Origin of the sequence: Stenotrophomonas veracruzanensis, from assembly GCF_032911525.1 — a bacterium.
Lineage (GTDB): Bacteria > Pseudomonadota > Gammaproteobacteria > Xanthomonadales > Xanthomonadaceae > Stenotrophomonas > Stenotrophomonas africana.
This window is the reverse complement of the sequence record NZ_JAWJTI010000006.1, coordinates 107,378-121,056: the sequence shown is the minus strand read 5'-3', so window position 1 is coordinate 121,056 and position 13,679 is coordinate 107,378. Positions and strand designations below refer to the sequence as shown.

Annotated in this window: 12 protein-coding genes; 6 read left to right on the top strand and 6 right to left on the bottom strand. The window is 68.0% G+C overall.

Annotated elements, in window-relative coordinates; genetic code table 11:
• Positions 1 to 24: 24 nt before the first annotated feature.
• Positions 25 to 669 carry an arylesterase gene (locus tag R1H25_RS07190; protein ID WP_049448981.1) on the bottom strand — a complete coding sequence of 215 codons (645 nt, stop codon included), beginning with the start codon at positions 667 to 669 and terminating at the stop codon, positions 25 to 27.
• Between the two features lie 75 nt (positions 670 to 744).
• Here R1H25_RS07190 and R1H25_RS07185 point away from each other — a divergent pair, with 75 nt between their 5' ends.
• Together R1H25_RS07185 and R1H25_RS07180 are read left to right on the top strand one after the other, a co-directional pair.
• A complete protein-coding gene (locus R1H25_RS07185; RefSeq protein WP_049448979.1) occupies positions 745 to 1,392 on the top strand; it encodes an ABC transporter ATP-binding protein in 648 nt (215 codons plus the stop codon).
• Positions 1,389 to 3,902: an FtsX-like permease family protein gene (locus tag R1H25_RS07180; RefSeq protein WP_317223174.1), complete on the top strand. Its 2,514-nt coding sequence runs from the start codon at positions 1,389 to 1,391 to the stop codon at positions 3,900 to 3,902. The genes R1H25_RS07185 and R1H25_RS07180 overlap by 4 nt, the downstream gene beginning before the upstream one ends.
• 102 nt (positions 3,903 to 4,004) lie before the next feature.
• On the opposite strand, the gene R1H25_RS07175 is transcribed toward R1H25_RS07180, so the two are convergent.
• The 5 genes from R1H25_RS07175 to R1H25_RS07155 all read right to left on the bottom strand — a co-directional run bounded on the left by R1H25_RS07175 (position 4,005) and on the right by R1H25_RS07155 (position 9,446).
• Entirely contained in the window at positions 4,005 to 4,940 is a 936-nt protein-coding gene (locus R1H25_RS07175) for a DUF6607 family protein (protein ID WP_317223173.1), read from the bottom strand.
• Between the two features lie 73 nt (positions 4,941 to 5,013).
• Positions 5,014 to 5,613, bottom strand: coding sequence for a hypothetical protein (locus R1H25_RS07170; RefSeq protein ID WP_049448974.1), 600 nt, complete (start codon positions 5,611 to 5,613; stop codon positions 5,014 to 5,016).
• Between the two features lie 4 nt (positions 5,614 to 5,617).
• Positions 5,618 to 7,861: a TonB-dependent hemoglobin/transferrin/lactoferrin family receptor gene (locus R1H25_RS07165; protein WP_373695554.1), complete on the bottom strand. Its 2,244-nt coding sequence runs from the start codon at positions 7,859 to 7,861 to the stop codon at positions 5,618 to 5,620.
• 153 nt (positions 7,862 to 8,014) lie between these two features.
• Positions 8,015 to 8,209 carry a hemin uptake protein HemP gene (hemP, locus tag R1H25_RS07160; protein WP_005412278.1) on the bottom strand — a complete coding sequence of 65 codons (195 nt, stop codon included), beginning with the start codon at positions 8,207 to 8,209 and terminating at the stop codon, positions 8,015 to 8,017.
• 262 nt (positions 8,210 to 8,471) lie between these two features.
• Positions 8,472 to 9,446 carry an aldo/keto reductase gene (locus R1H25_RS07155; RefSeq protein ID WP_317223172.1) on the bottom strand — a complete coding sequence of 325 codons (975 nt, stop codon included), beginning with the start codon at positions 9,444 to 9,446 and terminating at the stop codon, positions 8,472 to 8,474.
• Positions 9,447 to 9,639: 193 nt separating this feature from the next.
• Here R1H25_RS07155 and R1H25_RS07150 point away from each other — a divergent pair, with 193 nt between their 5' ends.
• The 4 genes from R1H25_RS07150 (at position 9,640) to dusB (ending at position 13,662) form a co-directional block, all read left to right on the top strand.
• A complete protein-coding gene (locus R1H25_RS07150) occupies positions 9,640 to 10,938 on the top strand; it encodes a NupC/NupG family nucleoside CNT transporter (RefSeq protein WP_049448970.1) in 1,299 nt (432 codons plus the stop codon).
• A 25-nt stretch (positions 10,939 to 10,963) separates the two neighbouring features.
• The gene (locus tag R1H25_RS07145) at positions 10,964 to 11,929 is read left to right on the top strand and encodes a ribokinase (protein WP_049448969.1); all 966 of its coding nucleotides are present in this window, start codon (positions 10,964 to 10,966) and stop codon (positions 11,927 to 11,929) included.
• 158 nt (positions 11,930 to 12,087) lie between these two features.
• Positions 12,088 to 12,519, top strand: a complete 432-nt coding sequence (locus R1H25_RS07140) for a hypothetical protein (protein ID WP_317223171.1) — start codon at positions 12,088 to 12,090, stop codon at positions 12,517 to 12,519.
• Positions 12,520 to 12,666: 147 nt separating this feature from the next.
• Positions 12,667 to 13,662 (top strand): tRNA dihydrouridine synthase DusB, encoded by a 996-nt coding sequence (gene dusB, locus R1H25_RS07135; protein WP_317223170.1) that lies wholly within the window; start codon positions 12,667 to 12,669, stop codon positions 13,660 to 13,662.
• Positions 13,663 to 13,679 lie beyond the last annotated feature (17 nt).

Sequence of the window (13,679 nt, the reverse complement as noted above, 5' to 3'; positions counted from 1 at the left end):
TCCGTCAAGAGGTACACAAACGGTTCAGAGCAGCGGCCTGAGCAGCGGCCAGACGTTGTCCAGCACCTTTGGCTGCGCCTGTGCGGTCGGATGCAGGCCGTCGGCCTGCATCATGCCCGGCTGCAGGGCCACACCCTCCAGCAGGAACGGCAGCAGCGGCACCTTGTACTGCGTGGACAACGCCTTGTACGCCGCCGCCAGACGCTGGCGGTAGGCCGGCCCGTAGTTGGGCGGTACGTCGATGCCCAGCAGCAGCACCTTGGCCCCGGCCTTCTGGCTGGCCTGCACCATCCTTTCCAGGTTGCCCTGCACCTGCGCCGGGGTCAGTCCGCGCAGCGCGTCATTGCCGCCAAGGGCAATCACCACCACGGTCGGCTTCTCCTTGGCCAGCAGGCCCGGCAGGCGGGTCAGCGCACCGGCGGTGGTCTCCCCGCTCATGCTGGCGTTGACGATGCGCGCCGGCGTTTTCGACTGCTGCCTGACCCGCTGCTGCAGCAGGCTGACCCAGCCGGCGTCGGCAGGGATATTGTGGGCTGCACTGAGGCTGTCGCCGAGGACCAGCACGGTGCCGGCCGGACCTTTGGCACAGGCCAGCCCGGGCAGCAGCAGGAACCCTAGCAGCAGCACCATCATCACGCCGGCTCGCCGGCTCCATCCCGTCTTGCGCATTGGAGTCTCCTCATCGACAGCCTGTCCCCCCGCAGCGCGTCCGTTGCCATCGCCGTCGACCAGGTCGGCAAATCCGTGCAGGGCCCGGAGGGTGAAGTCCACATACTGGACAACATCACCCTGACCGTCCATGAAGGCACCAGCGCGGCCATCGTCGGCGCCTCCGGTTCCGGCAAGACCACCCTGCTCGGCCTGCTGGCCGGGCTGGACCTGCCCAGCCGCGGCCATATCAGCCTGGCCGGCCAGAATCTGGCGACACTGGATGAGGAAACACGCGCCCAGCTGCGCGCGCGTGAGGTCGGCTTCGTGTTCCAGAGTTTCCACCTGCTGCCGGCACTGACCGCCGCCGAGAACGTCGCACTGCCACTGGAGCTGGCCGGGCGCGAGGACCGCGCGCGGGTGGACGAGGTGCTGGCCCAGGTCGGCCTGGCTCATCGTGCCCGCCACTACCCGCGCCAGCTGTCCGGCGGCGAGCAGCAGCGCGTGGCGCTGGCACGTGCCTTCGTCACCCGCCCGCGCATCCTGTTCGCCGATGAACCGACCGGCTCGCTGGACCATGCCACCGGCCAGCACATCAGCGACCTGCTGTTCGAACTCAACGCCGGCAGCGGCACCACCCTGGTGCTGGTCACCCACGACCTGCGCCTGGCCCAGCGTTGCCAGTACATCCACCGCATCGACGACGGCCGCCTGCTGCCGGTCGAGCGCGGGGCGCAGGCATGAACCTGCTGAGGCACGCGTGGCGCGCGCTGCGCCGCGAGGCGCTGGCCGGCGACCTGCTGACGGTGTTCGCCGCGCTGGTACTGGGCGTAGCGGTGATGACCGCGGTCGGGACCCTGGTGAACCGGGTCAACCTGGCGCTGACCGGTAGCGCGGCGGAAATGCTCGGCGGCGACCTCGGCATCGCCGGGCGCGATGACCCGCCGCAGGCGTTCGCCGACGAGGCACAGCGGCGTGGACTGGCCCACACCCGTATCGCCAGTTTCGGCAGCGTGCTGTTCAACGGCGATGCCAGCCAGATGGCCAGCATCAAGGCGGTGCAGGCGGGCTATCCGCTGCGCGGCACGCTGCGGGTGCGGGCCACACCCGGCGGCGCCCTGATCGCCGAGGCCGGCATGCCGCCCAAGGGCCAGGCCTATGCCGACCCGCGCCTGCTGCAGGGGCTTGGGCTGAAGGCCGGCGATGACCTCGAATTCGGCGCCGGCACGCTGCGCATCGCCGGCATCATCGAGGCCGAGCCCGATGCCGGCGGCGACCTGCTGACCCTCTCCCCCACCCTGCTGGTCAACCGCGCCGATGTGGAGGGCACCGGACTGCTCGGCCCTGGCAGCCGCATCAACTACCGGCTGATGTTCGCCGGAGCAGCCGACCAGATCGCCGCGCTGCGGCAATGGCTGCTGCCGCAGGTGAAGGGCCTTCGCCTGCTGAGCGTGGACGACACCCAGCGCGGTGTGCGCCAGGCCTTTGATCTTGCCGGACGCTTCCTCGGCCTCAGCGCGCTGCTTGCGGTGCTGCTGGCCGGCGTGGCCACAGCGCTGGCGGCCAACCGCTTCGCGCTGCGCCGCATCGACCAGGTGGCGATCCTGCGCTGCCTGGGCGCGCGCCAGCGCGACATTCTGTCCGGTCTGGCACTGCAGCTGCTGATGCTGGCGGTGCCGGCCTGCGCACTCGGCATCGGCCTGGGCATGGCGGCGCAGGAAGGTCTGGTGCAGGTACTGGGCAGCCTGGTGCCGCAGCGCTTGCCGCTGCCCGAGGCAATGCCGGCGCTGACCGGCGCCGGCATCGGCCTGTTGCTGCTGTTCGGCTTCGGCCTGCCGCCGCTGCTGCGCCTGCGCGGGGTGCCGCCGATGCGCGTACTCAACCGCTCCTTCGCCGCCCTGCCGCCGGCCTCGCTGCTGGCCTACGTGGCGGCACTGGCGGCCAGCCTGCTGCTGGCGGTTCAGGTCACCGGCGACCTCAAACTGGCGTTGTGGGTGCTGGGCGGCCTGGCAGCGCTGGCGCTGGCCGCCGGCGTGGTCGGCTTCGTGCTGCTGCAGCTGCTGCGCGGCCTGCAGCACCGCCTGCACGGCCACTGGCGGCTGGGTCTGGCCGCCCTGACGCGGCGCCGCCTGCTGGCCGTGATGCAGCTGGTGGGGCTGTCGCTGTCGCTGTGTGCGCTGTTGCTGCTGGCTGTGACCGGCCCCGGCCTGCTGCAGCAGTGGCGCGAGCGGCTGCCGGCGGACACGCCGAACTACTTCCTGATCAACATCCAGCCCGAACAGCGTGACAGCGTGCTGGCCGCGCTGCGCGGACTGGGGGCCAACGACGCCAGCATCGAACCGATGGCGACCGGCCGCCTGATCGCCATCAACGGCAAGCCGCCGTTGCGCGTGGACCGCGAGCCCGGTCAGGACGGGCAACCGGCGCAGGGCGGCCAGCGCGATGACGATGACGAGAACCGGCCGTTGAACTTCAGCTGGCGCAGCAGCTTCCCACCCGCCAATACGCTGATGAACGGCACCTTCTGGACGCCCGACAGCAGGGCGCCGGAGGCGTCGGTTGAAATCGGCTGGGCCAAGCGCTACGGCGTGTATCCGGGCGACCGCATCACCATTGCAGTCGGCGAGCAGGAGCGCGCGTTCACCGTGACCAGCGTGCGCAAGGCGGACTGGAACACCTTCCGGCCGAACTTCTTCGTGCTGCTGAATCCGAATGCGGTGGGCGATACCCCGCACAACCTGCTGTCGGCGTTCCATCTGCCGCCCGGCAAGGCGGCCGGGCTGGGCGAGCTGGTGCGCGCGCAGCCCAACCTGTCGCTGCTGGACGTGGACGCGGTGATCTCGCAGGTGCGCGATGTGATGGAGCGGGTCGCGCAGGCGGTGCAGCTGGTGATGGTGTTCAGCCTGCTGGCCGGCGTGCTGGTGCTGCTGGCCGCACTGCAGGCCACGGCGGGCGAGCGCCGCTACGACAGCGCGGTGCTGCGCACGCTGGGCGCGACCCGGCGCCAGCTGCGCGGTGCGGTGCTGGTGGAGTTCGGCGCACTGGGCACGCTGGCCGCGTTGCTTGCAGTGGGTGCGGCCGCTGCCATCGGTGTGGCGGTCTCGCAGAAGGTGTTCGAGCTGCCGTTGCTGCCGCCGTGGCCGGGCCTGCTGATCGGCGGCGTGGTCGGCATCGGCTTGAGCCTGCTGGCGGGTTGGTGGGGTACGCGGGCGATCCTGCATACGCCGCCGGCATTGGCGCTGCGCGAGGCCTGAATCGGTTGCGCCTCCGGACGGCGTGCCGAGCAAGCCCGGCACCCACCGGAAGCAGGTGGATGCGGTGCCGGGTACACCCGGCACCCATCTCCATCGCGCCGATCAACCTTCCTTCGGCGCCTTTTCCACGTACTTGGCGAACACTTCGTCGATCTGCTTGTCCTTCACCTTCTTGCCGGACTGGATTTCTTCGGCCTGGGTGAACAGCGGAATGATCATCGCCATGCCGTCGATCCTGGTCTTCAGGTGCACGCCCGGGGCCTGGGTCAGGAACCCGTCCCAGCGCTGGCGCACCTTGGCCCAATAACCTGCAGTGGCCTTCCAGTAATTGCGCGCCGGGGTGAAGTCGATCTCGGTGGTCTTCACGTAGTCGTTGAAGCCGAACTCGCGCGCGATCTCCACCTGGCTGCCGTCGCTATTGCGCTGCACCTTGGTGTTGAACTGCTCGTGGGTCCAGCCGTTCGGGGTCAGGGTGTGGCGGTTGACCACGGCCAGCGCGTTGTAGTCGCTGCGCTTGGTGTACTCGCGGCGCGGCAACGGGCGCCAGCTCAGGTCGCTGGTCCAGCTCGGCACGTTGTTGGTGTAGGTCCATTTGCCGGTGCCGCAGTAGCGAGGTGCATCGCTCACTTCATACACGCACTGGGTCCAGGCGCCCTGGTTCACCGCTGCGGGAATGCGGCGCACCTGCCAGGTCTGGTCGGCACTGAACTCGAAGCGGTTGGGCGCTTCGTAGACCCAGTCCTGGCGCCAGTGCTTGGTGATGTGGCCGCTCTTCTCGTCCAGCAGCAGGTGTTGCAGCACGATGCGCTTCGGGGTGTCCTCGACCACGATGACCATTTCATTGCCGCCGCTGCGCATCGCCGGCGCGCGCTCGTAGCCCGGCTTCAGCAGCACGGTCTCGTCGAACGCGAAGTCCACGGTGTACTCACCCTGCATGGCAAGGATGCTGTCGTGGTCGCGGGCGATGTCGGAGGGCTGCGCGCTGGCCACGCCGCTGGCGGCGAGCAGCAGCATGGCGCTGGCTGTCTGGAGCTTCATCGGGGTCTTCCTTCGGGGTTGCAGATTCATTGAGCGGCCATCCGTGGCCAACGGGCGTTCCATCAGGAGAGGGTCACAGGCGGATCAGCGGCAGGTCGCCGGGAACCCGCAGTGCCGGACGCCGCGCGGCATCGGCACAGCAGCAGTCGTCAATCGCCAGTTCGCCTTCAGCGTTTTCCAGGCGTGCGATGCGGCGCGCGGTGGCCGCGCCCAGCGAAGACAGGGTCGACAGGCTGGCAGCCAGCGTGCGCCCGTCGTCGGCGGCATGCAGGCGCAGCGCGCACAGGCGCCAGCGCTGGCCACCGAGATGGCCGGCCAGGCGGCGCCACAGGCGTTCGCCGACGCTGCCGTCGCTGTCGTGTTCCGGTCCCGGCGGCAGCGCGGCCACCAGCCGGTCCCAGGCCAGGAAGTCGCTGTCCGGCAGCAGGTACAGGCGCCACACGCAGCGGCCGCGGCCATCGAGGAAGCACAGGCTTTCGCGCAGGCCTTCACTGTCCACGCCCTGGCAGGCGTGCACGCGTACGGCCTGGCGCCAGCCGCCCAGCTCGTTGCCGTCGGCGTGGTACAGGCACAACACGGTGCCGAGCGTGGCCAGCTGTGCCGGGGTCGGCCAGGCCGCGCTGTGCGGCGCGGCGATGGAATCATTCCTGCGTGCGGACAGTGCTCGGCTCATGAGGTCACCAGGAAACGGCAAGGCTGGCGGAGAAGGTGCGGCCCGGGCTGCTGTAACGATCGCTCAGTGCGCGATTGGTGATCAGGCTCGGGGTGATCGACGACCATTCGATGTAGCGCTTGTCGGCCAGATTGAACACGCCAACATTGAAGGTGGCACCCGGTGCGAAGTTCCAGTGCGCCATCAGGTCCAGCACGCCGTAGCCGGCCGGCTGGTAGACGAACGGCGCCGGTGCGTTCGGATTGGTCTGCGCAGCAGGCGGCGGCAGGCGCTTCTTGCGTTGTACGAAGGTGCCGGCCAGTTCGACGCCCCAGGTATCGGTGTCGTACATCAGTCCCAGCGTGCCGCGCAATGGATCGACCGAGGCCAGCGGTTCGTCATCGGTCCGGTTGTCACCACGCGACCATGCCAACGCACTGCGCAGCTCCCAGCCCTTCAGCGCCGGGCTGAGTTCGCCGAACTCGATGCCGGCCTTCATTTCCGCGCCGTAGATGCGCGCGTCGGCGATGTTCTGCGACTGGAACACCATCAGGCCCTGTGCGTTGCGGCCAGTGTTGACGTTGGACTCGATGAAGTCCTTGTAGTCGTTGTAGTAGCCGCTGACGCTGACGTACGCCGCCGGTGCGATGAAGCGCAGGCCCAGCTCGTAGCCGTCGCTGGTTTCCGGCTTCAGGTCCGGGTTGGCGATGGCGGTGTAACCGAAGGCCACGTTGGTCAGGCCGATGTTGACGTCGTTGTAGGGCGGCGAACGGAAGCCACGCGCATAACCGGCGAACAGCGACCACTGGTCGGTGAAGCGCCAGACCATGCCCAGCTTCGGCGACACGCTGGTCTTCTTCAGCTGCGCCACGGCCGTGGTCGGGTTGTCTTCGGCGAAGATGCCGTCCACTTCCGGCTTCAGCTCATAGCGGTCCACGCGCACGCCCGGCACCAGCGACAACCGGCCATCGGCAAAACGCATCTCATCCTGTGCATACAGGCCCAGCTCGGTGGTCTTGCTGATCGGGAAGTCACGCACCGGGAAGGTGTCCGGCAGCACCGTGTTGTTGACCACGCCAGCCTTGCTGACCTGATAGCCGTCGCGCTTCTGGCGGATCTCGGTACGGGTGCCTTCGAAACCGTAGGTCAACGCGTGCTCGACGCTGCCGGTGGTGAACGCCTTGTTGAACTGCGCCTGCAGGCCATAGGCATGCTGGTCGAAGGAGAACACGCGGTGGCGGCGGGTGCCGTCGGTGCGGGTCTCGTCGGTCTGCTGCCGGGTTTCGCTGTTCTGCGCGTACACCTGCCAATGCAGGCTGTCGGCGAACGGCTGGTCCAGCGCATCCATCTCGTGGGCGAAGGAGATGCGGGTGCGCTTCTGGGTGTCGTGGGACGTCATGCCAGTGGCCGCAGCCGTCGCGCCCGGGCGCGGCGCAACGCTGGCGATCGCCGACAGCACGTTGGTATCGGTGGTGTCTTCGTTGCCTTCCACGGTCAAGCGGAAGCGCTGGTCTTCGCTCGGTGCATAGACCAGCTTGCTGAGCAGGCTGCGGCCGTCGCGATCCTGCGGATTGGACGCGGTGCGGGTGTCGTTGTCGCTGCGTACCGTGCCTTTGTTGTCCGTTTCCTGGCCCTGGTGATGGTTGACGTTGACCAGGCCGCTCCAGTGGTCGCCACCAAAGGCGGCCGTGGCACCGCCAAGCGGGCCCTTCCACTCACCGTCGTAGCCGAACTTCAGGCCGAAGTAACTGTTCTTGCCGTCCTTGAGGTAGTCGGCCGGGTCCTTGGTCACGAACGCAACCACGCCACCGAGCGCATCGGAGCCGTACAGCGAGCTGGCCGGGCCGCGCACGATCTCCACCCGCTTGAGCGTATCGAGGTCGGTGAAGTTGCGGTTGGAACTGGCGAACGCACCGATGTCGAACCGGGTCGGCATGACGATGCCGTCGGTCTGGATGCGCACGCGGTTGCCGTCCAGGCCACGGATGCGGAAACCATCCAGGCCGAAGCGGGTCGCGCTGCGGGTAACCGACAGGCCCGGCTCGTAGCGCACCAGATCCTTGAAGTCCTGCACCAGGTGCCGGTCCATCTGCTCACGGTCGATGACGTCCACGGTGGCCGCCACGTCACTCACGGCCCGCTCGGTGCGGGTGGCGGTGACCTGCACCCGATCGAATTCGCGCGCATCGGGGGCGGCAGTGGCAGCAGCATGGGCGGACAGCGGCAGCGCCATCCAGACAGCAAGGCAAAGGGCGGTATGGCGGGTCATCGGGTTCGTTCAGTCAGGCAGGGGAACCCCCGGTTACCGGCACACCTGGAACGTGCACGCGGTAGACCGAGGGGGAGAGAGCGGGAGCGGACGGGTCGCCCACCCTGTCGGCGCAGCCGGCAGGAGGGAGGGAGGCGGGCGACCAGACCGCGATTACTTGGTCAGGATCAGCTTGTCGTTGCTGGTGTGCCGCAGGCGATAGAAGCGGTCGCCATGCTGGATCAGGATTTCACGACGGCCCTTGAGCAGGGCTTCGCTGTCGATGACCTCTTCCGGCGGAACGACGCGGACGGGACGATCGCGGAGGGTCAGCGTTTCGGGGCGCAGCAGTACAGGTTGAGCATTCATGAGCATCTGGACTCGTGCGAGGGACGAGTTAAATGATAATGATTCTCAGTTGACAATCAACAACCATTCTCAATTTGATTGATGAGATTAATGATCGAATTCTGAAATTCGATAGATCAAGCCAATCGATGGCGCCCGCGGTGCGTCTGTAGCGTCGAGCCATGCTCGACTGCTCTTGGCGCCATCGCCTGAAATCGCCCGCGCTGCGCGCGGAGTCGAGCATGGCTCGACTCTACAAAGGGCAGTCGACCAACAGTCGACTCTACCCGGCGAACGCTGCTTCGACCTGCGCCCAGCCGGCGGCGTCGACCTGCTCCAGCACGTCCAGTGCCTGCAGATTCTGCAGCAGCTGGCTGACCCGGCTGGCGCCGAGGATGACGCTGGAGACGTTCGGGTTGCGCAGGCACCATGCAATGGCCAACGTGGCAGGGGCGTGCCCCAGCACGCGCGCCACCTCGCTGAAACGACGCACCTGGGCCAGGCGGGCCTCGGTGTCGTCCCCCAGCACCAGATCCTGCAGCCACTCCATGCCTTCCCGCCCCAGCCGAGCGTCGGCCGGGATGCCCCGGTCGTACTTGCCGGTGAGCAGGCCCGAGGCCAGCGGCGAGAAGATGGTGGTGCCCAGGCCAGCGCGGGCGTACAGCGGCGCATACTCGACCTCGACGCGTTCGCGGTGCAGCAGGTTGTACTGCGGCTGCTCCATCGACGGGCCCTGAAGGTTGTGCGCCTCGGCGATGTCCAGCGCCTGCTGGATCTGCGCCGCCGACCACTCCGAGGTGCCCCAGTAGAGGATCTTTCCCTGCCGCACCAGGGTGTCCATGGCGTGCACGGTCTCGGCAATCGGTGCATCCGGATCCGGGCGATGGCAGTAATAAAGGTCCAGGTAGTCCACCCGCAGGCGCTTGAGCGCGGCGTGGCAGGCGTCGGTCACGTGCTTGCGCGACAGGCCGCGCTGGGTCGGCCGCGGGTCCCTGGCGCTGCCGAAGAACACCTTGCTGGACACGCAGAAGCCGTCGCGCGGCAGGCGCAGGTCGGTGATCACGTCACCCATGACCTGTTCGGCGCGGCCGTTGGCATAGCCCTCGGCGTTGTCGAAGAAGTTGACGCCATGATCCCAGGCGGCGGCCACGAGGTTGCGGGCCTCATCGCGCGGGACCTGGTCGCCGAAGGTCACCCAGGCGCCGAAGGACAAGGCTGAAATCGGCAGGCCGGTGGAGCCCAGGCGACGGTATTGCATGCGAATCTCCTGCTGCGGGCCCGCATCCGGGCCGGGATCGAACCCCATTCTACCTGCCGCCGCCAGGCGCAAGCCCTTGCCGTTGCTGGCCTGATCGGTACCGTTGGCCGCGCACACGCTGCTTTTTCTTGCCCCGGCCCCTGCCCTGCACTAGGCTTCCCGTTTTTCGCGACGCCCCAGGGGAGTCACTCACATGGTCGAAGGTTTGGGCAGGATCGGCTTCGGCCTGTTCGGGTTGGCGGTGCTGATCGGCATCACCTGGTTGTTTTCCAATAACAAGCGCGCGGTTGACTGGAAGCTGGTTGCCACCGGTATCACCCTGCAGATCGCCTTCGCGGCGCTGGTGATCCTGGTGCCGGGCGGGCGCGATGTGTTCGATGCGCTGGGCAAGGGCTTCGTCAAGATCCTCAGCTTCGTCAACGAGGGCTCGGGCTTCATCTTCGGCTCGTTGATGGACACCAAGAATTACGGCTTCATCTTCGCCTTCCAGGTGTTGCCGACCATCATCTTCTTCTCTGCGCTGATGGGGGTGATGTACCACCTCAACATCATGCAGGGCATCGTGCGCGTGATGGCCTGGTCGATCACCAAGGTGATGCGCGTGTCGGGTGCGGAAACCACCAGCGTCTGCGCCAGCGTCTTCATCGGCCAGACCGAGGCGCCGCTGACCGTGCGCCCGTACATCGCCAAGATGACCCAGTCCGAGCTGTTGACCATGATGATCGGCGGCATGGCGCACATCGCCGGCGGCGTGCTGGCGGCCTACGTGGGCATGCTCGGCGGCGGTGATCCGGCGCAGCAGGCCTTCTACGCCAAGCACCTGCTGGCGGCCAGCATCATGGCCGCACCGGCCACCCTGGTCGTGGCCAAGCTGCTGATTCCGGAAACCGGCACCCCGCTCACCCGCGGCACGGTGAAGATGGAAGTCGAAAAGACCTCCAGCAACATCATCGACGCGGCCGCTGCCGGCGCCGGCGACGGCCTGAAGCTGGCGCTGAACATCGGCGCGATGCTGCTGGCCTTCATCGCCCTCATCGCGCTGCTGAACGCACCGCTGACCTGGATCGGCGATGTGACCGGCCTGGCCGCCGCCATCGGCAAGCCGACCAACCTGTCGACCATCTTCGGCTACGTACTGGCCCCGATCGCCTGGGTGATCGGCACCCCGTGGGCCGATGCCACCACCGTTGGTTCGCTGATCGGCCAGAAGGTCGTGATCAACGAGTTCGTGGCCTACACCGAGCTGTCGCAGATCGTGAACGGCCAGATCGCCGGCGTGAGCCTGTCCGAGGAAGGTCGCCTGATCGCAACCTACGCGCTGTGCGGCTTCGCCAATTTCAGCTCGATCGCGATCCAGATCGGCGGTATCGGCGGCCTGGCCCCGGAACGTCGCCACGACCTGGCCAAGTTCGGCCTGCGCGCCGTGCTGGGCGGTACCATTGCCACCTTCATGACGGCGACCATCGCCGGCGTGCTGACGCACTTCAGTTGAACCCTTGGTTGAGAAAAGATTCCCTATGAGCAGCAGTGTCGTTGTCGTCGGTTCCTTCAATGTCGATCACGTGTGGCGGTGCGAGTCGCTGCCGGCACCGGGTGCGACCATTGCCGGCCGTTACAGCACCGGCCCCGGTGGCAAGGGCTTCAACCAGGCCGTGGCGGCCTGCCGCGCGGGTGCCGACACTCACTTCGTGTGTGCGCTGGGCGATGACGCTGGTGGCGCCACCGCCCGTGAGCTGGCCGCGCAGGACGGCTTCGGCCTGATCGCCGAAGCCAGCAGCGAACCGACCGGCACCGCCGGCATCTATGTCGATGCCCGTGGCCGCAACACCATCGTGATCGGCCCGGGTGCCAATGCCGCGCTCAGCACCGACTTCCTGCAACAGCAGCAGGCCCTGCTGACCAGCGCCAAGGTGGTGCTGGTGCAGCTGGAATCGCCGGTGCAGACCATCGAAGCGGCACTGGCCACGGCCCGCGAGGCCGGCGTCACCACCGTGCTCAACACCGCACCGGCCGATGCCCCCTCGACCATCGGCCTGCTCAAGCTGGCCGACGTGATCACCCCGAACGAGACCGAGTTCGCCGCCCTGCTCGGCCGCCATGTCGGCGAGCGCGTGGATGCCAACGACGTCGCGGCGCTGGATGGCGCCAGCCTGCACGCGCTGTGCCGCAAGCTGGTCGGCAACGGCACCGTGGTGGTGACCCTGGGTTCGGTGGGCGTGTTCGTGTCGCATGCCGACGAGAACCTGCGCGGCGATACCCAGCCGTACTACCGCGTGGGTGCCGAACAGGTGCAGGCAATCGACACCACCGGTGCCGGTGACGCCTTCAACGGTGCGCTGGCCGCGTCGCTGGCGCAGGTGGCCGACGCCCCGTTCGCCCGCCACGTGCGCTTCGCCAACCAGTTCGCCGGCCGTTCGACCGAGAAGGAAGGCGCCGCTGCCGCCATGCCGCGCTTCACCCCGGCCGATTCAGAAGCAAAGTAAATCCACGCCACGCGTGGATGAGAGGGCCCGGGCATGCAGATGCCCGGGCTTTTCTTTTGCACAGTCTGCAGGCCCGCGCGCACCTGCGACCGCCGGTCGCATTGCCCGCATCCCGGCCCTCGCCCACCATCCGCGCAGCTTCCTTGCACGGGCAGGACATGGACGGATTCCCCTGGTTGCTGTTCGCGGCCGCCGGCAGTGCCATTGCAGCCCTGCTGCATATCGGCTGCATCGCCTTCGGCGCCCCTTGGTACAGGTACTTCGGTGCTGGCCAGCGCATGGTCCGGCTGGCACAGGCCGGGCATTGGTGGCCGCCGCTGATGACCGCCGGCATTGCTGCCGTGCTGGTGGCCTGGGCGCTGTACGCACTGGCCGCCGCGGGCTGGCATTCGCCGCTGCCGGCCAGTCGTCTGGTCCTGACGGGCATCGCCCTGCTGTTGCTGCTGCGCGCGGCGATGGGCTTCGGCCTGGCGCTGCTCCGGCCCGGCTACAACGGCCGGCGCTTCTGGGTAGCCAGTTCACTGGTCTGCCTCTGCCTGGGGCTGGCCTTCGCGCTGGGGACCCGGCAGGCCTGGCAGAGCCTGGGCTAGCCGCCTACCATCGCCCGCCCTTGGGGGCGGCGGAAGCAACCGTCAAGCATCTGCTGATGCCGGTACGGCATGAGGTCGGTGCCGATGGGCCTGAACCGGGGCGGGGCTGACACGGCCGTACCGCCGCCCGCGCCCTACAATGGGCGCATGCAGATCGGCCCCTACACCATTGCCCCCAACGTCGTGCTGGCGCCCATGGCCGGCGTCACCGACAAGCCCTTCCGCCTGCTGTGCAAACGGCTGGGCGCGGGGCTGGCCGCCTCGGAAATGACCATCAGCGATCCGCGCTTCTGGAACACGCGCAAGTCGATCCACCGCATGGACCATGACGGCGAGCCGGCCCCGATCAGCGTGCAGATCGCCGGCACCGAGCCGCAGCAGCTGGCCGAGGCCGCGCGCTACAACGTCGACCACGGCGCGCAGATCATCGACATCAACATGGGCTGCCCGGCCAAGAAGGTGTGCAACGCCTGGGCCGGTTCGGCACTGATGCGCGACGAGCAGCTGGTGGCACGCATCCTCGAAGCGGTGGTCAACGCGGTGGACGTGCCGGTCACGCTGAAGATCCGAACCGGCTGGGACTGCGACCATCGCAATGGCCCGCTGATCGCGCGCATCGCCGAGGACAGCGGTATCGCGGCGCTGGCGGTGCACGGCCGTACCCGCGACCAGCACTACACCGGCCAGGCCGAGTACGCCACGATCGGCGAGATCAAGGCTGCGCTGCGCATTCCGGTGATCGCCAACGGCGATATCGATTCGCCGCAGAAGGCTGCCTTTGTGTTGGAGCAGACCGGCGTGGACGCCGTGATGATCGGCCGCTCGGCACAGGGCCGGCCATGGATCTTCCGCGAGGTGGCCCACTACCTGGCCACCGGCGAGGAGCTGCCGCCGCCGTCACTGGCGGAAGTGCGCGACATCCTGCTCGGCCACCTGCACGCGCTGCATGCATTCTATGGCGAGCCGCAGGGCGTGCGCATCGCACGCAAGCACCTGGGCTGGTATGCCAGGGACCGGCCGGAGAACGCCGCCTTCCGCGCCGTGGTCAACCGTGCCGAAGATCCGCAGAGCCAGATCGCATTGACCACCGAGTACTTCGACCGCCTGATCGCCGGGGAACCGGCGCTGTCTTCGGCGGCCTGAGCGTACAGCCCGCAACC